This window comes from Cupriavidus gilardii (assembly GCF_013314895.1).
Classification (GTDB): domain Bacteria; phylum Pseudomonadota; class Gammaproteobacteria; order Burkholderiales; family Burkholderiaceae; genus Cupriavidus; species Cupriavidus gilardii_C.
The window spans coordinates 116,984-138,571 of record NZ_JABTYE010000012.1 but is presented as its reverse complement, the minus strand read 5'-3'; the positions used below and the strand labels follow the sequence as shown (position 1 = coordinate 138,571).

Sequence of the window (21,588 nt, the reverse complement as noted above, 5' to 3'; positions counted from 1 at the left end):
AGCGCGCGAAGCGCAGCGCTGCCATCATGCTCTGACCGGACAGTCGCGGATCAGGCCGCGGCCGGTGCGTTCGACGGCGTCACCGGCGAGCCGCCCGACGGCGGCGTACCGCCGCCGCTGGCGCCCGGCATGCCGCGCGGCGGACGCGGCGGCTTGCCTGCCATGATGTCGTTGACCTGGTCGGCATCGATCGTTTCCCACTCCATCAGCGCGGCGGTCATCGCTTCGACCTTGTCGCGATTCTCTTCCAGCAGGCGCTTGGCCAGCGCGTACTGCTCGTCGAGGATGCGACGGATCTCGCCGTCGACCTTCTGCTGCGTGACTTCGGACACCGACTTGGACGACATCTTGCCGAACAGGCCTTCCTGCTCGGTGTCGACATAGACCATCGTGCCGAGCGTGTCGCTCATGCCGAAGCGGGTCACCATGTCGCGCGCGATCTTGGTGGCGCGCTCGAAGTCGTTGGACGCCCCGGTGCTCATCGCATTGAGGAACACCTCTTCCGCGGCGCGGCCGCCGAACAGGATGGCGATCTCGTCGAGCATGTTGTCCTTGTACTTCGAGTACTTGTCATGCTCGGGCAGCTGCCAGGTCACGCCCAGCGCCCAGCCACGCGGCATGATGGTGACCTTGTGCACCGGGTCGGCCTTGGGCAGCAGCTTGGCCACCACCGCATGGCCCGACTCGTGGTACGCGGTCGCCTTGCGTTCCTCTTCGCGCATCACCGTGGACTTGCGCTCCGGACCCATATAGATCTTGTCCTTCGCGTCCTCGAAGTCCTGCATGTCGACCACGCGCTTGTTGCGGCGGGCGGCGAACAGCGCGGCCTCGTTGACCAGGTTGGCCAGATCGGCACCGGAGAAGCCCGGGGTGCCGCGCGCGATCACCGACGCGTCGACATCGTTGCCGATCGGCACCTTGCGCATATGGACCTTCAGGATCTGCTCGCGGCCGCGGATGTCCGGCAGACCGACGAAGACCTGGCGGTCGAAGCGGCCCGGACGCAGCAGCGCCTTGTCCAGCACGTCGGCACGGTTGGTCGCGGCGATCACGATCACGCCCGAGTTGGCCTCGAAGCCGTCCATCTCGACCAGCATCTGGTTCAGCGTCTGCTCGCGCTCGTCGTTGCCGCCGCCCATGCCGGCGCCGCGATGGCGGCCGACAGCGTCGATTTCATCGATGAACACGATGCAGGGGGCCTGCTTCTTGGCGTTCTCGAACATGTCGCGCACGCGGGCCGCGCCCACGCCGACGAACATTTCGACGAAGTCCGAACCGGAGATGCTGAAGAACGGCACCTTGGCCTCGCCGGCGATGGCGCGCGCCAGCAGCGTCTTGCCGGTACCCGGAGGGCCGACCAGCAGCACGCCGCGCGGAATGCGCCCGCCCAGCTTCTGGAACTTCTGCGGGTCCTTCAGGAAGTCGACCAGCTCGACCACTTCTTCCTTGGCCTCGTCGCAACCGGCGACGTCCTGGAAGGTGACCGCATTCTGGTTCTCGTCGATCAGGCGCGCACGCGACTTGCCGAACGAGAAGGCGCCGCCTTTGCCGCCGCCCTGCATCTGCCGCATCATGTAGAACCAGAACACGATGATCAGCAGGGTCGGCCCGAGGTAATACAGGGCCTGGACCAGCACATTCGGCTCGTCATCGGCCTTGCCGGTCACCTGGACGCCATATTTCATCAGGTCGCCGACCATCCAGATGTCGCCCGGCGAGATGATGGTGTATTTCTGCCCTTCCTTGGGCGTCACCACGAGGTTTCGGCCCTGTACGTCGACGCGGCTCACCTTGCCGTTCTTGGCGTCATCCATGAACTGCGAATAGGTGACGCTTTCCTGCGCACGGGGCTTGTCGAACTGCTTGAAGACGGTAAACAACACCAGCGCGATCACGAGCCAGATTGCCGCCTTTTGAAACAGGTTGTTATTCAAGGCCGAACTCCTTTGCGATTGCCTTGCCAACGATAGCTGCATGCATTGTAATGCAGCGCCGCCCCGGGGGGCGAAAAGCGTCCCTATCGGTCCGATAGCGATAGCGCTAGCGGGCGAAAGCCCGTAGGCCAATGCGAGACGACAATCAGACCGGCAACGGCTCAAATGGTGCCCGGCTTCGGGCCATGGGCAATGCCAAGGCCCGTGCCGGGCAGTCCGGCCGCTTCAGCCGGGCGACTTCAGGTGGCGCCCCAGAATGAAAGTTTCGGAGGATTTGTCCCGCGAGGCCTTCGGCTTGCGCTTGGCCACCACCTTGAACTGACGCTTGAACTTTTCGACGATCTGGCTGTAACCGCTGCCGTGGAAGCACTTTACCAGCAACGCGCCGTCGGGTTTCAAATGGGCCTGGGCGAATTCGAGCGCCAGGTCGCACAGATATTCGATGCGCGCCGCATCGGCCGAGGCCACACCGGACAAATTGGGGGCCATATCGGACAAAACAAGGTCGATCTTGTTGCCGCCGGACGCCTCCAGCACGATCTCTTCGAGTTGCCGGAACACCCCTTCCTCGCGGAAATCGCCCTGGATGAAGGTCACGTCGGCGACCGGCTCCATCGGCAGCAGGTCGATCGCCACCACCGCTCCGTCGATATGGCCGTCTTTTGCGCGCGGCGAAGCCGCCAGCTTGTTGCGGACATACTGGCTCCAGCTGCCCGGCGCCGCGCCGAGGTCGACGATGACCTGGCCCGGATGGATCAGCTTGTCCTGCTCGTCGATCTCCTTGAGCTTGTACGCGGCCCGGGCGCGATAGCCTTCGCGCTGCGCCAGCTTGACATAGGGATCGTTGATGTGGTCGTGCAGCCACGACTGCCTGAACTTGTTCTTGGCCATTTCTCGTGATTTCACCGCCAGACCGGGACGGTTTGACGGATAATACGCGCCGTTGCGACGCCCTTGCGACGTAAGAGGCCCTACCGGCCGCGTTTGCGGCCGCGTTTGCAGCCGCCTTTCCAGCCGCCTTTCCAGCCGCCTTTACCGGCGTCGCCCCTATCCTGCCTGACTATGCCTGCCCTTCAATTGAATCCCGCCCAGCGCTCCGAACTGCGCTCCCGTGCCCACGGCCTGAATCCGGTCGTGATGATCGGCGCCGAGGGGTTGACCCGCGCCGTTCTGGCCGAAATCGACCGCAGCCTCGCCGCCCACGAGCTGATCAAGATCCGCGTGTTCGGCGACGAGCGCGACACCCGCATCGCCATCTACGAAGCCATTTGCGATGAACTGGGCGCCGCCCCGATCCAGCACATCGGCAAGCTGCTGGTGGTCTGGCGCCCCGGACCGGCGCGGCTGAAGGAAAACCAGCCGCAAGACCTGGGCCGCATGGCACCGGCTCGCCGCGGCGCAGCACCGCGCACCGTCACGGTGCGCAAACCCGCCGCCAAGCCGGGCGGCCGCCCGACCCGCAACGAGGTCCGCGTGCTCGGCAACGAGCGCGTGACCGCCGGCGGCAACGTCAAGCGCGCCCGCACTCGCCAGGCCAGCCAGAAGAAGAAGTCGCTGGGCTGAGCGGCGGCTCCCCCGCCCGCACTGCTGTACCCCCTCTCCCCCTCAGGGGGAGAGGGTCGGGGAGAAGGGGTGGTTTTCAATTCTCGGTGGCTTGACGACCGCCGTTTACCCTCTCCCCCCGCCCCTCTCCCGCAAGCGGGAGAGGGGAAAAAATACTCTCCCCTCAGTCCTCCGCCCCCGTCGGCCGGCCGGCCAGACGCCAGACCAGCACCAGCGCCAGCACGCTCTGCAGCAGATAGAAGGCGCTCGAGACGCCGTGCAGCATGCCGAAACGCGCCCGGAACGGCGACTCCGACACGCCCAGTCCCATCGCCTGCGCCTTGTGCCGCAGGCTCTCCATGAACGGCTGCAGCCCGAAATAGCCGATCAGCACGCAGCACAGCATGCCGAGCACCAGCCAGCGCAGCGCGCGGTAACGCGTGGCGCCGCGCCGGATCATCACGTTGCACAGCACCAGTTGCAGCACGCCGATCACCACGCCGAGCACGGCCTCGGTGCGGAACAGCTGGCCGGCGAGCATGCCGGCCATTTCGCGGCTCGGCAGCACGGCGAACAACGTGGGAGCGACCAGATAGCCGATGGTCCAGAGGCTGCCCGCCCAGATCACGGTCAACAGCAGAAACAGCCGATGGGGCAGCAGCGGCTGGCCGGCGGACGCCGGGCCCGACAGCGGGGAGGACGGCGAGACCACGGCGCCGCCGCCTCAGATATAGCGGACGGTGATGACTTCGTACTCGCGCTCGCCGCCGGGGGCCAGCACGGTCGCCACATCGCCTTCGAACTTGCCGATCAGCGCTCGCGCGATCGGCGAGCTGACCGAAATCTTGCCGCTTTCCAGATCGGCTTCATCCTCGCCGACGATCTGATAGCGGACCGATTTGCCCGATTCCAGGTCTTCCAGGTCGACGGTGGCGCCGAACACGATGCGGCCATCGGTATCGAGCTGGGTCGGATCGATGATCTGCGCGGCCGACAGCTTGGCCTCGACTTCCTGGATGCGGCCTTCGATAAAGGCCTGCTTTTCCTTGGCGGCGTCGTATTCCGCGTTCTCCGACAGATCGCCCTGCGCACGCGCCTCGGCGATGGCATTGATCACCGCGGGACGTTCGACAGCCTTCAGGCGTTGCAGCTCCGCTTTCAGGAGTTCTGCGCCGCGCTTGGTAATCGGAATGGTGCTCATGTCTTCGTCAGGCAAAAAAATGAGCCGCAGCGCAGCGGGCGATGTACGCAGCGGTCTTGCCGGCACACCTCCGCTCAACCGCGGCTTTTAGGTTCGTTGGTGACTACCAGGGAATGTTCGGTAATGCTTGGCAATACCGGTGTTGCCTCGTACTGCCTCGTATTGCCTTTTATTGCCTTGTATGGCTTGTTTCGGCCGGCTGGGCCGCCGAAATTCCCGTTAGTTTAGGACAAGACGTCCGCCGGCATCAACACCGGCGGACGCGGGGGTCCGGTGCACCCGGACCCGGCGGCCGAACTTCGCCCCGGCTCCGGGCCAGAATCAGGCCAGCGACGCGTGCAGGCTCTGCAGGTCGTAGACCTCCAGATTCTGCATCTGCTTCAGCCCTTCGACCGCGGCGCGGGCACCGGCGATGGTCGTGTAGTACGGCACCCGGTTGGCCAGCGCCGAGATCCGGATCGAGCGCGAATCGGCGATCGCGGTGCGGGTCTCGTCCACCGTGGTGAACACCAGCGCGAGCTCGCCGTTCTTGAGCATGTCGACGATATGCGGGCGGCCGTCCTTGACCTTGTTGACGACGCGCACCGGAATGCCGGCCGCCTCGATCGCGGACGCGGTGCCGCGCGTGGCCACCAGCGGGTAGCCCATGTCGTGCAGCATGCGGGCGACGCTGACCGCGTGCGGCTTGTCGCTGTCCTTGACGGTCAGCAGCACGGTGCCGCGTTCGGGCAGGCGCGAACCGGCCGCCAGCTGGCTCTTGAACAGGGCCTCGCCGAAAGTCTTGCCCACGCCCATCACCTCGCCGGTCGAACGCATCTCGGGTCCGAGCACCGGATCGACGCCAGGGAACTTGTTGAACGGGAACACCGCTTCCTTGACGCTGTAGTACGGCGGCACCACCTCGGCGCCAACGCCCTGCTCGTCCAGCGACTGGCCTGCCATGCAGCGCGCAGCGATCTTCGCCAGCGACAGGCCGGTGGCCTTGGACACGTACGGCACCGTGCGCGAGGCGCGCGGGTTCACTTCGAGCACGTAGACGATGTCCTGGCCGTCCTTCTGCTGGATCGCGAACTGGACGTTCATCAGGCCGACCACGTTCAGCGCCTTGGCCATCGCGGCGGTCTGGCGCTTCAGTTCATCGACGGTCGCCTGAGACAGCGAGTACGGCGGCAGCGAACACGCCGAATCGCCCGAGTGAACGCCCGCCTGCTCGATGTGTTCCATCACGCCGCCGATGAAGACGCGCTTGCCATCGCACAGCGCATCGACGTCGCACTCGATCGCATCGTTGAGGAAGCGGTCCAGCAGCACCGGCGAGTCGTTCGAGACCTTGACGGCCTCGCGCATATAGCGCTCGAGGTCGCGCGGCTCATGGACGATCTCCATCGCGCGGCCGCCCAGCACGTAGGACGGGCGCACCACCAGCGGATAACCGATCTCCTCGGCAAGCTTCAGCGCCTCGTCCTCGGCGCGCGCGGTGCGGTTCGGCGGCTGGCGCAGACCCAGCTCCTGCAGCAGCTTCTGGAAGCGCTCGCGGTCCTCGGCCGCATCGATCATGTCGGGGCTGGTGCCGATGATGGGCACGCCGTTGGCCTCCAGATCCAGCGCCAGCTTCAGCGGGGTCTGGCCGCCGTACTGCACGATCACGCCGACCGGCTTTTCCTTGTCGACGATCTCGAGCACGTCCTCGAGCGTCAGCGGCTCGAAGTACAGGCGGTCGGAGGTGTCGTAGTCGGTCGACACGGTCTCCGGGTTGCAGTTGACCATGATGGTCTCGTAGCCATCCTCGCGCAGCGCGAGCGCCGCGTGCACGCAGCAGTAGTCGAACTCGATGCCCTGGCCGATCCGGTTCGGGCCGCCGCCCAGCACCATGATCTTGCGCTTGTCGGTCGGGTTGGCCTCGCACTCGCCATGCTCGGCCTCGTAGGTCGAATACATGTAGGCGGTGTTGGTGGCGAACTCGGCCGCGCAGGTATCGACGCGCTTGTAGACCGGACGCACGTTGTGGGCCAGACGCGCCTCGCGCACGGCCTTGGCGTCGGTCTTCATCAGCCGAGCCAGGCGCCGGTCGGAGAAGCCCTTCTGCTTCAGATAGCGCAGCTCGGCGGCCGACAGGCTGTCCAGCGTGCGCGCCTTGACCTGCGCCTCGGTCTTGACGATGTCCTCGATCTGGGCCAGGAACCACGGATCGATATCGGTCTCGGCGTAAACCTGCTCGAGCGACATGCCGAGGCGGAACGCATCGCCGACGTACCAGATCCGGTCCGGACCCGGCTCGCCGATCTCCTCGACGATCTCGTCGCGGTCGGTCGACTTCTCGTCCAGCCCGTCGACGCCGACCTCGAGGCCGCGCAGCGCCTTCTGGAACGACTCCTGGAACGTGCGGCCCATGGCCATCACCTCGCCCACCGACTTCATCTGCGTGGTCAGGTGGCTGTCGGCCTGCGGGAATTTCTCGAAGGCAAAGCGCGGCACCTTGGTGACCACGTAGTCGATCGACGGCTCGAACGACGCCGGGGTCTGGCCGCCGGTGATCTCGTTCTTCAGCTCGTCCAGCGTGTAGCCGACCGCCAGCTTGGCCGCGACCTTGGCGATCGGGAAGCCGGTCGCCTTCGACGCCAGCGCCGACGAACGCGACACGCGCGGGTTCATCTCGATCACGATCATCCGGCCGTCCTTCGGATTGATCGAGAACTGCACGTTGGAGCCGCCGGTATCGACGCCGATCTCGCGCAGCACCGCCAGCGAGGCGTTGCGCAGCAGCTGGTATTCCTTGTCGGTCAGGGTCTGCGCCGGCGCGACGGTGATCGAATCGCCGGTGTGGATGCCCATCGGGTCCAGGTTCTCGATCGAGCAGACGATGATGCAGTTGTCCTTCTTGTCGCGGACCACTTCCATCTCGTACTCTTTCCAGCCCAGCAGCGATTCCTCGATCAGCAGCTCGCGGGTCGGCGACAGGTCCAGGCCGCGCTTGCAGATCTCTTCGAACTCTTCGCGGTTGTAGGCGATGCCGCCGCCGGTGCCGCCCAGCGTGAAGGACGGACGGATCACGATCGGATAGCCGCTGGTGTCGGTCTCGCGCGCGATCTGCGACTGCACGGCCAGCGCTTCTTCCATCGAATGGGCGATGCCGGACTTGGCCGAACCGAGGCCGATCTTGGTCATCGCGTCCTTGAACTTCTGGCGATCCTCGGCCTTGTCGATCGCCTCGGGCGAGGCGCCGATCAGCTCGACCTTGTACTTGTCGAGCACGCCGTGGCGGTGCAGGTCGAGCGCGCAGTTCAGCGCGGTCTGGCCGCCCATGGTCGGCAGGATCGCATCGGGACGCTCCTTGGCGATGATGCGCTCGACCACCTCCCACGTGATGGGCTCGATGTAGGTCACATCGGCGGTGTTCGGGTCGGTCATGATGGTCGCCGGGTTCGAATTGACCAGGATGACCTTGAAGCCTTCCTCGCGCAGCGCCTTGCACGCCTGCGCGCCGGAATAGTCGAACTCGCAGGCCTGGCCGATGATGATGGGGCCCGCGCCGATGATCAGGATGCTCTGGATGTCTGTGCGTTTTGGCATTGCACGCTCTCTTTGTCGGCCGGTCCGCGCTCGCTGGCGAGCAGGCGCACCTTGCCGGATATCAATATTCAGTTCAGGGTGGCCGTCGCCAGCTTGGCGCCGAAGCCGATAAACATCGCGCCCACGCCGCTCGCCATGCCGGCCGACAGCCTGCGCCGGCGGCGGAAGGCCTCGGCCAGCTTCGCGCCGACGAAGATGATGGCGGTCAGGTACGCGAAGCTGCAGATCTGGCAGACCAGTCCCAGCGCGGCGAACGACAGCACCGGATAGGCATACTGCGGATCGACGAACTGGATGAAGAACGAGACGAAGAACAGGATGGCCTTGGGGTTCAGCAGGCTGATCAGCAACGCCTTGCGGAACGGGTTGGTCGGGTCGGTGACCTGCACCTGCGCCTGAACCTGTCCCTCGCCCTCGACCTGCCCCGCCGCGGCGGCCGCGGCGCCTTGCGTGCCTTTGCCGTTGCCGGTCCAGCTGCGCAGCGCGCCGCGCAGCATCTGGAAGCCGATCCACGCCAGATAGGCTGCGCCGATGTACTTGATCACGTAGAACAGCCCCGGGCTGGCCTTGAGCAGCGAGGCCACGCCGGCCGCCGACAGCACCATCAGGATGGCATCGCCGAGGAACACGCCGCAGGCGCCGCGATAGCCGGCGCGCACGCCCCGCTGGGCGGCGACCGACAGCACGTACATCGAATTCGGCCCCGGCAGCAGCACGATGAAGATCGTGCCCAGCAGGTAGGTCCAGAAGTCGGTAATGCCGAAGGTAGCGTGCATCAGGGCGTTCATGGTCGCGATCCTGTGTCGTCGTCTCGGGGCGTCGTCCGCGTCTCGGTCCGGTCTCGTCCGGTCTCGATGTCGAGGTCCGCCTTACTGGCGGGCCTCCTCCATCAGCTTCGTGAAGCGGTCGAACAGATAGGCCACGTCGTGCGGGCCGGGCGACGCTTCCGGGTGACCCTGGAAGCAGAAGGCCGGCTTGTCGTTCAGCGCGAAGCCCTGCAGCGTGCCGTCGAACAGCGAGACGTGCGTCACGCGGGCGTTGGCCGGCAGCGTGGCGGCGTCAACCGCGAAACCGTGGTTCTGCGAGGTGATCACCACGCGGCCGTCGTCCAGGTCCTTGACCGGATGGTTGGCGCCGTGGTGGCCGGTCGGCATCTTGACGGTCTTCGCACCGACGGCCAGGCCCATGATCTGGTGGCCCAGGCAGATGCCGAACGTCGGGATGCCGCGCTGCAGGAATTCCTGCGTGGCGCGGATCGCGTAGTCGCACGGCTCGGGATCGCCCGGGCCGTTGGCCAGGAAGATGCCGTCCGGCTTGTAGGCGAGCGCGTCGGCGGCGGTCGATTGCGCCGGCAGCACCGTGATGCGGCAGCCACGCTGGGCCAGCATCCGCAGGATGTTGAACTTGACGCCGTAGTCGAACGCCACCACGTGGAAGCGCGGGTTTTCCAGCTTGCCGTAGCCGCGTTCCAGCGCCCACTCGGTCTGGTTCCACTCGTACGGCTCCTTGACCGACACGACCTTGGCCAGGTCCATGCCGGCCAGGCCCGGGAACGAGCGTGCCAGGTCGATGGCCTTCTGCGCATTGTCCTCGCCGGCCAGGATGCAGCCGTTCTGCGCGCCCTTTTCGCGCAGGATGCGGGTCAGCTTGCGGGTATCGATGCCGGCGATGGCGGGCACCTTCTCCTGCTTCAGGTAGTGCGGCAGCGTGTGTTGCTTGCGGAAGTTCGAGGCGAGCAGCGGCAGATCCTTGATGATCAGGCCGGCGGCATGGACTTTGGTGGCTTCGACATCCTCGGAATTGACGCCGACATTGCCGATATGCGGATACGTCAGCGTGACGATCTGCCGCGAATAGCTCGGGTCGGTGAGGATTTCCTGGTAACCGGTCAGCGCGGTGTTGAACACCACTTCGCCGATGGTATGGCCGGAGGCGCCGATGGAATAGCCACGAAAGACCGTGCCGTCTGCTAGCGCAAGGATGGCGGGCGGAAAAGACGGTAACACGGGTAGGCTCCTGCTGGATTCACCCCGTGACCGACCTCTCTCGACGCCTCGTGCCCCGAATCTGACGGCGAGCGCGCCGGCGGTGCGCCGGGACGGTCGGGCCGGGCTGCGCGGGATTCGGCATGGGCGAGGCGGGGTGTCGACGGCGATCGGCACGGCGCTCCGGGGCGAATCCGCAGGGCAGCGGTCAGGGCGGCGGAAGGTGGAATGCGGTTGGCGCTAGGGTGAAGGGTTCTGAAAGCGAAACTTTCGGATTCTACCTCACGCCGGCCAATTTCTCAAGTTTTCAAGGACTTGCGTATGCCGGGCCCTTGCGGTTTGCCCGTGGACTACTCCCCGGGAAAGCGGTTGGGGGAGAGGGAATAGCAGCGGATTTGCGAGACGTTGCAGTCACTGCGATCGCTGCCTCCTCTCCCCGCCCTCTGCCGCAAGCGGGAGAGGAGACCACCATCGGTGGGCGGGCGTTCAGGACATTGACGCAGCCGGCGGCACCACCGCGGTGACCTCGATCTCGACCCGGGCACGCGGTTCGATCAGATCCGCGACCTGGACCGCGGTCATCGCCGGGAAGTGGCGGCCGATGATCTCGCGGTAGTGCTTGCCGATCGCCGGATAGGCGGCGACGTATTCGGCCTTGTCTTTCACATACCAGGTCATGCGGGCGATATGTTCGGGCCGCGCGCCGCCCTGCTCCAGGATGGCCACCACATTGCGCAGCGCCTGGGCGGTCTGCTCGGCGAAGTCGTCGGTTTCGAACGCGCATTGGCCGTTCCAGCCGATCTGGCCGCCGACGAAGATCAGCCGGCTGCCGGCCTGGAACTCGGTCAGGATGCCGTTGGCATAGCCGCGCGGCGCGGCCCAGTCCGGCGGTTGCAGCACGGCCATCGGCTGGCCCCGCTGCGCGGCGGTGGCGGTGGGCGCGGTAGTCGGGGATTTGGCGGTGGGCGCCACGATATCGTTCATAGCTTGGACTCGTCAGGAACTCAAAGAAGTAGAGGCCGCGGTGGCCGAGGTGACCGCTGCGGCCGATGCGGCGGCGGGCGCCTCGTCGAGGAAGCGGGCCATCGCCTCGCGCACCGGCGCGGGAAAGGGTCGCGGCGCGATGCGCGCGGTATCGACGCAGACCAGGCGCTGGCCGAACTCGACGCGCAGGTCCGCCCGCCCGTCGTGTTCCGCGCCGAGAAAACGCACCCGCAGCGTGCAGCTCGAACTGCCCAGCCGCGTCACCGCCAGCTCGCGCGTCAGCACCTCGCCCATCCGGCTCGGCGCGACGAAGCGGCATTGCAGGTCGGCGGTCGGCACGCCGGCGCGGTCGGCGCCATGCATCCGTTCGAACGGCCAGTCGAGCGCCTCGCGAAACCAGTCCTCGACCAGATCGTTCAGCATCTCGAAATAGCGCGGAAAGAACACGATGCCGGCGGCATCGCAATCCTTGAAGCGCACCCGCACCGTGTTGCGGAAGGTCGCCGCCGCCGTCATGACGTGGGAACCCCGTTTTGCTCGGCCATCTGCCGCAGCCGGAAGCGCTGCAGCTTGCCGGTCTCGGTGCGCGGCAGCGCGTCGACGAAGTGGATGCGGCGTGGATACTTGTACGGCGCGATTTGCCGCTTGACGTGCTCCTGCAGCGTCACGCGCATCGCATCGTCGCCCTCAAAGCCGGGACGCAGCACCACATAGGCGGCCACCACCTGGCCGCGCCCGTCGTCGGGCGCACCGACGACGCCGCATTCGGCCACGGCCTCGTGCTGCATCAGCGCGGCCTCGACCTCGGGACCGGCAATGTTGTAGCCTGCCGAGACGATCATGTCGTCCGAGCGCGCCTGATAGAAGTAGTAGCCGTCGGCGTCCATCACGAAGGTATCGCCGGGCAGGTTCCAGCCGTCGCGCACGTAGTTGGCCTGGCGCGGATCGTCGAGGTAGCGGCAGCCGGTCGGTCCCTGCACCGCCAGCTTGCCAGGCACGCCGGGCGGCAGCGTCTGCATGTTCTCGTCGACGATGCGCGCGACATAGCCGGGCACCACCTTGCCGATCGCGCCGGGCCGCACCTCGTCGCCGGCGCTCGAGATGAAGATGTGCATCATCTCGGTGCCGCCGATACCGTCGGTCATCTCGATGCCGGTGGCCGCCTTCCAGCTCTGCCGCGTCGCATCGGGCAGCGCCTCGCCGGCCGACACGCTCTTCTTCAGGCTGGACAGGTCGTAGCGCCCCGCCGCCGCGGCCATCTGGCGATAGAAGGTCGGCGCGGTGAAGACGATGGTTGCGCGCGCGTCCTGGATCAGGCCCAGCAGCGTTTCCGGCGTCAGCTTCTCGGCCAGCACCGTCGAGGCGCCGATCCGCAGCGGGAAGCACAGCAGCCCGCCGAGGCCGAAGGTAAAGGCCAGCGGCGGCGTGCCGCAGAACACGTCGTCCGGCGTCGGCCGCAATACGTGCCGCGGGAACAGATCGCACATTGCGAGCACGTCGCGATGGAAATGCACGGTGCCCTTGGGCTGGCCCGTGGTGCCGCTGGTGAAGGCGATCAGGCAGATATCGTCGCTGGCCGTATCGCAGGCGGCGAAGTCGTCGGGCTTGCCTTCCAGCGCTGCTTCGAGCGAGCCCGGGCCGCTGCCGTTGAAGCACAGCACCTGCCGCATCGTCGGGCAGTGAAACTCGCCGCCTTCGCGCATGTTCGCATCGAGCTCTTCGCGCAGCCGCGCGTCGCACAGCGCGGCGCCGACCTCGGCGCGGTCGATCACCTGCTTCAGCTCGCGCGCGCGCAGCAGCGGCATGGTCGGCACCGCGATCAGGCCGGCCTTCAGCGTCGCCAGCAGGCTCGCGGCCATCATCAGATTGTTCGGGCCGCGCAGCAGGATGCGGTTGCCGGGCACCAGCCCCATGTCCTCGGTCAGCACGCGCGCGATGCGGTTGGTCAGCGCGGCCAGCTCGGCATAGCTGACGGTGGCGAAGCCGCCCGCGCTGCCGGTATCGGGATAGCGGATCGCGGTGCGTTCGCCGCGACCTTCGCGCACATGGCGATCGACCAGTTCGACGGCCGCATTGAGCCGCTCGGGGTAACGCGTGTCCTCGTTGAACAGGAACACCGGCCACGCCTCGCGCGGCGGCAGGCGGTCCTGAGCGAAGGTATCGATATGGGCTGTGCTCGCCATGGCTGTCTCCTTGATGGGCGGCGCTCGTTCTGTGGAGCGCGCGGTCAGGACCGCGGTTGCCGCGCGGCCAGCGTTTCGCGCGCGACGATGAGCTTCTGCACTTCGGTGGCGCCCTCGTAGATGCGCAGCGACCGGATTTCCCGGTACAGGCTCTCGACCCGGCTGCCGATGCGCACGCCAAGTCCGCCGAACAGCTGCACCGCGCGATCGATCACCATCTGGGCGTTCTCGGTGGCGGTCATCTTGGCCATTGCGGCCTCGCGCGTGGTGCGGCCCTGACCGCGGCCCGGACTACCGCCCGCATGCGTGTCGCGCAGCCACGCCGCGCGCCATGTCAACAGCGCGGCCGCGTCCAGCGCGGTCGCCATCTCGCCGAGCGCGGCCTGCGTCAGCTGCAGGTCGGCCAGCTTGCCGCCGAACATCGATCGCGCGGTGGCGCGCGCAATCGCCTCGTCCAGCGCCGCGCGGCCGAAGCCCAGCGCGGCGGCCGCCACCGAGGCGCGGAAGATGTCGAGCGTCATCATCGCCAGCTTGAAGCCTTGCCCCGGCTCGCCGAGCCGCTGCGCCACGGGCACGCGGCAGCCGTCGAAGCGCAGCGTCGCGAGCGGATGCGGCGCCATCACGTCGATGCGCTCGGCGATCTGCAGGCCCGGCGTATCGGCATCGACGACGAAGGCCGTGATGCCGCGCGCGCCCGGTGCTTCGCCGGTACGCGCGAACACGCAGTAGAAGTCGGCGATGCCGCCGTTCGAGATCCAGGTCTTGACGCCGTCGAGCACGTAGTGGTCGCCGTCCAGCGTCGCCGTGCACTGCATCGCGGCGACATCCGAGCCGGCCTCCGGCTCGGACAGCGCGAAGGCAGCGATCGCCTCGCCCCGCGCGACGCGCGGCAGATAGCGCTGCCGCAGCGGCTCGTCGCCCGCCAGCGTGATCGCGCCCGAACCCAGCCCCTGCATCGCGAAGGCGAAGTCGGCCAGCCCGTCATGGCGCGCCAGCGTCTCGCGCAGCAGGCACAGCGCGCGCGAGTCGAGCTGGTCGAGCGCGCCGCCGTAGGCGCGCGGCACGCAGTAGCGCAGCCAGCCGGCCTCGCCAAGCTGCCGCACCAGCGCCCGGCAGTCCGCGTCGACATCGGCGCCGGGCGCATGCGGCTGCGCCGACAGTGAACGCGCGCACCAGGCGTCGAGCTCGCGCGCCAGCGTGCGATGCGCATCGTCGAAGAATGGCAGCGCCAGATCGTCTTGCCAGCCGGTCATGTCGATTTCCCTCGCTCAGTTGCCTTCAAACACCGGCTTGGCCTTGGCGACGAAGGCCTCGTAGGCGCGGCGGAAGTCGCCGGTCTGCATGCAGATCGCCTGGGCCTGCGCCTCGGCCTCGATGGCCTCGTCGAGCCCCATGTTCCATTCCTGGTGCAGCAGCTTCTTGGTGACGCCATGCGCGAAGGTCGGGCCCGCGGCAAGCTGTGCGGCCAGCGCGGCGGCCTCGTCGCCCAGCCGCTCGGGCGCGTGCAGCGCGTTGAAGAAGCCCCATTGCAGCCCCTCCTGCGCGCTCATCGCGCGGCCGGTATAGAGCAGTTCGCTGGCGCGCCCCTGCCCGATCATTCGCGGCAGCAGCGTGCAGGCGCCCATGTCGGCGCCGGCAAGGCCGACCCGCACGAACAGGAAGGCCGTGCGCGCCGACTCGGTGGCCAGCCGCATGTCGGAGGCGAGCGCGATCATCGCGCCCGCGCCGGCGCAGACGCCATCGACCGCCGCGATGATCGGCTGCGGACACGCACGCATTGCCTTGACCAGATCGCCGGTCATGCGCGTGAAGTCGAGCAGCTCGGGCATCGCCATCTTCGTCAGTGGGCCGATGATCTCGTGCACGTCGCCGCCCGAGCAGAAGTTGCCGCCTGCGCCCTGCACCACCACCGCCTTGATGTCGCTGGCGTAGACCAGCGCGCGGAACAGATCGCGCAATTCCGCGTAGGCGTCGAAGGTCAGCGGATTCTTGCGCTCGGGGCGGTTCAGCGTCACGGTGCCGACCTTGCCGTCATCGGATACCGACCACAGGAAGTGGCGCGGCGCGAAGTCCGCGAAGCCGCGCTTGTGGTGGCGCATGTCCAGTGCGATCTCGTTCATCTGGTTCTCTCGTCGATGTGTCGATGTGTCGATGTGTCGATGTGTCGATGTGTCGATGTGTCGATGTGTCGGTTCGCCGTTGGCGGTTCGTTCTCGCCGAAATCCCGTTCAGCCGGCCATCACCTCGCCGCCGGCCACCGCGATCGCCTGACCCGTGATCGCGCTCGCCGACGGCCGGCACAGCCAGGCCACCGCGTCGGCCACTTCGTCGGGATCCACCAGCCGTCGCTGCGGATTGCGGCCGGCCAGTTCCGCCCGCGCCTGCTCCTCGGTGCGGCCGGTCTTGCCGACGATATTGGCGACCGCCTCGCGCACGATGTCGGTATCGGTATAGCCGGGGCACACGGCATTGACCGTGACGCCGCTGCGCGCCAGTTCGAGCGCCAGCGCGCGCGTCAGGCCGAGCACGCCGTGCTTGGCGGCGCAGTAGGCCGTCACGTACGCGTAGCCGGTCAGCGCCGCGGTGCTGGCGACGTTGACCACGCGCCCCCAGCCTGCTTCGCGCATCGGCGGCAGCGCCGCCTGCGTGCACAGGAAGGTGCCGGTCAGATTCACATCCAGCATGCGGCGCCACAGCGCCAGATCGGTCTTCGCAATCGGCGCGCTGTGCGCCTGGCCGGCGTTGTTGACGAGCACGCCGATCGGACCCAGCGCCTGCGCCGCCCCCTCGAACGCATGGGCCACGCTGTCGGCATCGCTGACGTCCGCCTGCACCGTGTGCAACTGCGCACCGGCATGGTCATGCCCGAGCCGTTCCGCCGCCCGCGCCAGCGCGTCGCCGTCGCGGCCCAGCAGCGTCACGTTGGCGCCATCGGCCAGCAGCCGGGCGGCAATCGCCGCGCCAATGCCACGCGCCCCGCCGGTGACGAGCGCGTGGCGGCCCTGCAGCGGCAACGACGAACGATCGGCGCTCATCGTGCCCCCGCCAGCACCGCGGCGCGTTCGAAGTTGGTTTCCAGTTGCCGCTTGCCGGCCTGGTACTGCACCGGCCAGTCGACCGGGCGGAAGCCCAGTTTCGCGGCCTGATGCAGTGTCCACGCCGGATCGGCCAGATGGGGCCGCGCGATCGCACACAGGTCGGCGCGGCCCGCGGCAATAATGCTGTCGACATGATCGGCCTCCGAGATCGCGCCGACCGCGATGGTCGGAATGCCGGCTTCGTTGCGGATGCGATCGGCGAACGGCGTCTGGTACATGCGGCCATAGACCGGCTTCTGCTCGGGCGTGACCTGCCCCGACGAGCAGTCGATCAGATCCGCGCCGGCCGCCTTGAAGGCGCGCGCGATCTCGACCGCGTCGTCGGGCGTGATGCCGCCCTCGACCCAGTCGTGCGCCGAAATGCGGACCGACATCGGCCGCTGCGATGGCCACACCTCGCGCACCGCGGCGAACACCTCGAGCGGGTAGCGCAGCCGGTTGGCCAGCGGGCCGCCGTATTCGTCGTCGCGCTGGTTGGTCAGCGGCGAAATGAACGACGACAGCAGATAGCCGTGAGCGCAGTGCAGCTCCAGCCAGTCGAAACCGGCCTCGGCGGCGCGCCGGGTGGCGGCCACGAAATCGTCGCGCACGCGGTCCATGTCCTCGCGCGTCATCGCGCGCGGCACCTGCGAGATGCCGGGCAGATACGGCAGCGGCGAGGCGGAGATCAACGGCCAGTTGCCGTCGGGCAGTGGATGGTCCATCGCCTGCCAGCCGAGCTGCGTCGAGCCCTTGCGGCCGGCATGGCCCAGCTGCATGCCGATACGCGCGCCGCTGGCCACGCCGGTGCCGGCATGCACGAAATCGACGATCCGCCGCCAGGCGTCGCGTTGTGCGTCGTTCCACAAGCCCGGACATCCGGGCGTGATTCGCGCGTCGGGCGAGACGCAGGTCATCTCCGCCATCACCAGGCCGGCGCCGCCCTGCGCGCGGGCGCCGAGATGCACCAGATGGAAGTCCCCCGGCACGCCGTCGACGCACGAATACATCGCCATCGGGGACACCACCACGCGGTTCTTCAGCGTCAGGCCGCGCACGCGATACGGCGTGAACATCGGCGGCAGCGCACCGTCATGCACGCGCAGGCTTTCCTCTGGCACGCCGGCCTGGCGCGCCAGCCAGCGCTCGTAGCTCTCGACATAGGTGCGGTCGCGCAGCCGCAGGTTCTCGTGCGAGATGCGCTGCGAGCGCGTCAGCAGCGAATAGGCGAACTGCTCGGGCGCCAGCCGCGCATAGCGCTCGACGTTCTCGAACCATTCGGTGGAATTGCGCGCGGCGTTCTGGATCTTCAGCACCTCGACGCTGCGCGTGGCCTCGTAGCGGCGCAACGCCTCGTCCAGCGCGTCGGGGCCCGGCTGCGTCATGCCCTGCAGATTGCCGGCCAGATCGATCGCATCTTCCAGCGCCAGCTTGGTGCCCGAGCCGATCGAGAAGTGCGCGGTGTGGGCGGCATCGCCCATCAGCACTACCGGCACGCGGCGGCCGCCGGCTAGCGTGTTCCAGTGCACCCAGGTGTTGCAGATCACGCGGTTGAAGCGGATCCAATTGGCCGAGCCGCGCAGGTGGGTGGCATTGCTGATCAGCGGCTGCCCATCGAGATACCTGGCGAACAGCCGCTCGCAGTAGGCGATGCCCTGCTGCTGGTCCATCTGCTCGATGCCCGCGGCGCGCCAGACCGATTCCGGCGTCTCGACGATAAAGGTGGAGGTGTCGTCGTCGAAGCGGTAGGCATGCGCCTGAAACCAGCCGTGCTCGGTCTGCTCAAAGGCGAAGGTGAAGGCGTCGAAGCGCTTTTTTGTGCCGAGCCAGACGAAACGGCACTGCCGCGTATCGATATCCGGCGCGAAGGTCTCGGCGTAGCGCGTGCGCACGCGGCTGTTGACGCCGTCCGAGGCGATCACCAGGTCGGCGCCATACTTCTCCGCCAGCGCCTGGTCGTCCTGCACGTCGGTCTCGAACACCAGCTGCACGCCGAGCGCTTCGCAGCGCGCCTGCAGGATGTTCAGCAGCCGCTTGCGGCCGATGCCGATGAAGCCGTGCCCGCTCGAACGGATCGTGCGGCCGCGGAAATGGATGTCGATGTCGTCCCAGTGATTGAACGCCGCGTCGATCTCGCGCGCGCTCTCCGGATCGGCCTCGCGCAGGTTTTCCATGGTGGCGTCCGAGAACACCACGCCCCAACCGAAGGTGTCGTACGGCCGGTTGCGCTCGACCACCACCACCTCGTGGCGTGGATCCTGCCGCTTCATCAGCAGGCCGAAGTAGAGGCCGGCCGGTCCGCCGCCAATGCATAGCACGCGCATCTATGTCTCCTCGCCCGGGTGTGTCGCCGAAAGCGCCACATTACTGCAAGCCGAAATATTTTATGCCTAAAATATTAGGCCGAATCGGGGCGAGGTGCAAGTGCGATGTCGTGGCCGACGGACGTCCGCCACGACAGCAACACCAGGCCCGATGCGCTACGCCAGCCCGCTCAGCATGCCCAGGGCCGGCGGAGCGGACGTCGCACCGCGGTCTGCCTGGCTGAGTTCGCACATCCGGTTGCGCAAGCCGCAAAGTACGCCCAGCGCGTCGGGCCGCCTCTCGAGATCGCGTTCCTTCAGCAGCCGGCGCGCCGCCTTCATCAAGACCAACGGATCGTCGGAGTGCACCTCCGCCCGCGTGAGGAGCGATTGCAGCTTGTCGTTGTGGCGTTCGACATAGTGCTGCCACGCCTCTTCCAGGGACACGTCGGCGTTGCCCTTGTACTCCGTGCGATAGATGTCGATCAGCTTGTCTGCCCTTTGATTCAAGCCATCGATCTCGGATGCCACTTGGGCGGCGTACTTTTGCGCGTCCGTCGGCAACATGCCGCCGCGGTAGTTGGTCGGTTTCCTGGCGAAGATTTGCGCTCCGCCGGCGCGCAGCATGGCGAGAACGGATCCAGCACAGTTGTTCTTCATGCTCCATAGCCGGAACTCCGCCTGGGAGGTGGCTTGCCATCGGTCGCGCATGCGGCGGGCGCTCAGGCCGAACAGGCAGGGACGCGCAGCCGCGGTGCGGTCGTCGAGCGCGTTTTGGCCGAACAAGGGCAGATAGACCTTGTTCGCACTGACGGCAGCCCGCGTCTGCCCGCCGACGGTGTAGAGCTTCTGCGCCGGCCGCAAATCATAGGCGCCGCTGCTCAGCCCTTCAGCAGCGCGATCCGAGACCATGTTGTACTTGTCCGCCCGATAAGACCGCGATACGAACGACTCCACCGATGTCAGGAGGGTCAGCGGCGGCTCGGCGGGCCAGAGGCTGTGATGCGTCTTCGGCCATGCCTGTAGACCCGAGGGTCCGTCGGCGACCACCCGCGGGCCGCGAATCGTTGCGGCCGCATGCCCGTAATTGCCATGCCGCACATTCTGGGGCCATATGTCGACCACCAGGACGTGTGCCAGCTGCTTCGCGCTGCCCACGCCGCTGAAGCTGCTGGCCACCCGTTCCATCCGCTCGATCTCCTCCGGCGTCGGCAGTTCGCCGGCACGCAGGCGGGCGCCATCGACGGCGGCCATGGCGGCCTCGTCGCCATAGAGGGTGGCGAGATGCCGGAAGTAGGCATTCTGCGTCAGCGCAGCAGCCTCCTCGTCGGTCAACTGGGCATGAGAAGACGCGGTCGCCGGGACGAGCTCCGGGACAGGCACGCCAGGGCCGGCAATCTGCGTTGCCGGTGCTGCTTCTGCGAACTGCGCTGCCCGTGGCGCACCAGCTTCGGCATGCTCCGCTGCCGGCTCCGCTGCGGCTTGAGCCTGCCCTTCGGCCTGGGGCCGAAGCGGGGGTTGGGGTGGCGCCTCGGCATGCCGGGCCGCATTCGCCCGTTCCCTCTCGAGCGCGCGAAGCGCGGCATCTACCGTCTGCAGCCCGTCCTGCCTCGTCGCCGCCTCGTGGCCCACCTCGACGCCGACGCTGGCATTGGGCTTCGTTTGCCCCCACCCATCGGTACGATGCGATCGCAGCCAGATCCCTTTCGGCGTCGGCTGGCCGACCTCGAGCCAAGTCCGCTGTCCCTGGCCGCAGGCGCCATGCGGCTGGAGCGTTTCGTTGAGCGCCCGTGGCCGCGTTTCCAGCAGTTCCAGCTTTCGCCACGGCTTGATCGGATGGAAGCAGATACCGGCAACGCCCAGCAGATGCTCCAGCAGCGTTTTCACCCTGTCCCAGAAACCGGCGTGAACGGTATCCAGTTCCTTCTGCACCGAGCTGTCGTCGCTGGAAAGACAGCACCCGGTGACTGCCGCGGTCAGCTGATAGTGATTCGCGATGCCCTGCTCTCCGAGTTTGCGGCGGATGACGCCGGCCGCCTGCGCCACAACGTTGTCGGCCCGCTCGAGCTGCAGGGACAACACGATATCCGAGGTCAGTACGGCCCGTTGCGTGAGCGGGTCTCGATGCATCCAATCGGTGGTCTTGTGGATCGATATCCTGCCGCCGTCGAGCGCGATATTGGTGCCGTGCCGCCGCGTCAGCCCCGCCGTGTCGGGCTCCATCGGCCCTGTGCCGGTTGCCTGCGCCAGGGCTTCCGTTTCCAGCTCCTGGAAGGCGCGATCGCCCAGCAGCGCCGCCACCTCGCGCGCGCAGACCGCGGCCGCGCGCTCATCGGCATGACACGCCAAAGTGCCGGTCAATCGGGCAGCAATGCGCTCCAGAACCAGTGCTCCCTTGCCCTCGGCCGACAGCGATGCATCGGCAGCAATATCGTCGAACGACAGAACCGCATGATTGACGGTCAGCTTCTCTGCGTTGTCGACGAAACGGTGGTGGAGATGGAGCAGGACGGACAGGATATTCCTGCCGTGAGCAAGGCCGAGCCTGGTATTCAGAACCGCGTCGAAGTACGTGGGAGCAAGGCCGGACAGCCTTCCTGCGGTGAAGAAAGTCATGGCGGACGACGGAGTGGGCGAGTCAGAGAGGGAATCGTCGGACGCGTTCTTGCCGAATGACGGCAGGCGCGTCGTTGAGTCGTCCATCCTACTTACTGTTCAAATACGAAGCTTTCGCTTTCTGCAATCTGCCAGCCCCGTTCAGGCCATCGCACGCGCCGCCTCGCCTCGCGCACCGATACGCTTCCCCGTT

16 protein-coding genes are annotated in these 21,588 nt (G+C 67.2%); 1 reads left to right on the top strand and 15 read right to left on the bottom strand.

Annotated features, from left to right (window positions below; translation table 11 throughout):
• Positions 1 to 50: 50 nt before the first annotated feature.
• Both ftsH and HTY53_RS13930 read right to left on the bottom strand, forming a co-directional pair.
• Positions 51 to 1,934: an ATP-dependent zinc metalloprotease FtsH gene (gene ftsH, locus HTY53_RS13935; protein WP_006576612.1), complete on the bottom strand. Its 1,884-nt coding sequence runs from the start codon at positions 1,932 to 1,934 to the stop codon at positions 51 to 53.
• Between the two features lie 225 nt (positions 1,935 to 2,159).
• Positions 2,160 to 2,825, bottom strand: coding sequence for an RlmE family RNA methyltransferase (locus tag HTY53_RS13930; protein WP_174107230.1), 666 nt, complete (start codon positions 2,823 to 2,825; stop codon positions 2,160 to 2,162).
• Positions 2,826 to 2,996: 171 nt separating this feature from the next.
• On the opposite strand from HTY53_RS13930, the gene HTY53_RS13925 reads away from it, so the two are divergent.
• Positions 2,997 to 3,497 carry a YhbY family RNA-binding protein gene (locus HTY53_RS13925; RefSeq protein ID WP_174107198.1) on the top strand — a complete coding sequence of 167 codons (501 nt, stop codon included), beginning with the start codon at positions 2,997 to 2,999 and terminating at the stop codon, positions 3,495 to 3,497.
• A gap of 163 nt (positions 3,498 to 3,660) precedes the next feature.
• Here the strand turns inward: HTY53_RS13925 and HTY53_RS13920 are convergent, their stop codons facing one another.
• The 13 genes from HTY53_RS13920 to HTY53_RS13860 form a co-directional block, all read right to left on the bottom strand.
• Positions 3,661 to 4,134, bottom strand: a complete 474-nt coding sequence (locus HTY53_RS13920) for a DUF4149 domain-containing protein (protein WP_174107229.1) — start codon at positions 4,132 to 4,134, stop codon at positions 3,661 to 3,663.
• Positions 4,135 to 4,200: 66 nt separating this feature from the next.
• Entirely contained in the window at positions 4,201 to 4,677 is a 477-nt protein-coding gene (greA, locus tag HTY53_RS13915; RefSeq protein WP_174107197.1) for a transcription elongation factor GreA, read from the bottom strand.
• A 321-nt stretch (positions 4,678 to 4,998) separates the two neighbouring features.
• Positions 4,999 to 8,247 (bottom strand): carbamoyl-phosphate synthase large subunit, encoded by a 3,249-nt coding sequence (gene carB / locus HTY53_RS13910; protein WP_174107195.1) that lies wholly within the window; start codon positions 8,245 to 8,247, stop codon positions 4,999 to 5,001.
• 68 nt (positions 8,248 to 8,315) lie between these two features.
• Positions 8,316 to 9,035, bottom strand: coding sequence for a leucine efflux protein LeuE (leuE, locus tag HTY53_RS13905; protein WP_174107193.1), 720 nt, complete (start codon positions 9,033 to 9,035; stop codon positions 8,316 to 8,318).
• An 81-nt stretch (positions 9,036 to 9,116) separates the two neighbouring features.
• A complete protein-coding gene (carA, locus tag HTY53_RS13900; RefSeq protein WP_064576072.1) occupies positions 9,117 to 10,253 on the bottom strand; it encodes a glutamine-hydrolyzing carbamoyl-phosphate synthase small subunit in 1,137 nt (378 codons plus the stop codon).
• Between the two features lie 465 nt (positions 10,254 to 10,718).
• Positions 10,719 to 11,138 carry a RidA family protein gene (locus HTY53_RS13895; protein WP_174107228.1) on the bottom strand — a complete coding sequence of 140 codons (420 nt, stop codon included), beginning with the start codon at positions 11,136 to 11,138 and terminating at the stop codon, positions 10,719 to 10,721.
• Positions 11,139 to 11,228: 90 nt separating this feature from the next.
• Positions 11,229 to 11,732: an acyl-CoA thioesterase gene (locus HTY53_RS13890; protein ID WP_174107192.1), complete on the bottom strand. Its 504-nt coding sequence runs from the start codon at positions 11,730 to 11,732 to the stop codon at positions 11,229 to 11,231.
• Entirely contained in the window at positions 11,729 to 13,399 is a 1,671-nt protein-coding gene (locus HTY53_RS13885) for an AMP-binding protein (RefSeq protein WP_174107190.1), read from the bottom strand. The genes HTY53_RS13890 and HTY53_RS13885 overlap by 4 nt, the downstream gene beginning before the upstream one ends.
• 44 nt (positions 13,400 to 13,443) lie before the next feature.
• Positions 13,444 to 14,652 carry an acyl-CoA dehydrogenase family protein gene (locus tag HTY53_RS13880; protein ID WP_174107188.1) on the bottom strand — a complete coding sequence of 403 codons (1,209 nt, stop codon included), beginning with the start codon at positions 14,650 to 14,652 and terminating at the stop codon, positions 13,444 to 13,446.
• 15 nt (positions 14,653 to 14,667) lie between these two features.
• Positions 14,668 to 15,519, bottom strand: a complete 852-nt coding sequence (locus tag HTY53_RS13875) for an enoyl-CoA hydratase family protein (protein ID WP_174107186.1) — start codon at positions 15,517 to 15,519, stop codon at positions 14,668 to 14,670.
• Positions 15,520 to 15,627: 108 nt separating this feature from the next.
• The gene (locus tag HTY53_RS13870; protein ID WP_174107184.1) at positions 15,628 to 16,434 is read right to left on the bottom strand and encodes an SDR family NAD(P)-dependent oxidoreductase; all 807 of its coding nucleotides are present in this window, start codon (positions 16,432 to 16,434) and stop codon (positions 15,628 to 15,630) included.
• Positions 16,431 to 18,800: a bifunctional salicylyl-CoA 5-hydroxylase/oxidoreductase gene (locus tag HTY53_RS13865; RefSeq protein ID WP_174107182.1), complete on the bottom strand. Its 2,370-nt coding sequence runs from the start codon at positions 18,798 to 18,800 to the stop codon at positions 16,431 to 16,433. Before HTY53_RS13865 ends, HTY53_RS13870 begins: the two co-directional genes overlap by 4 nt.
• A 156-nt stretch (positions 18,801 to 18,956) precedes the next feature.
• Positions 18,957 to 21,482, bottom strand: coding sequence for a hypothetical protein (locus HTY53_RS13860; protein WP_174107180.1), 2,526 nt, complete (start codon positions 21,480 to 21,482; stop codon positions 18,957 to 18,959).
• Positions 21,483 to 21,588 lie beyond the last annotated feature (106 nt).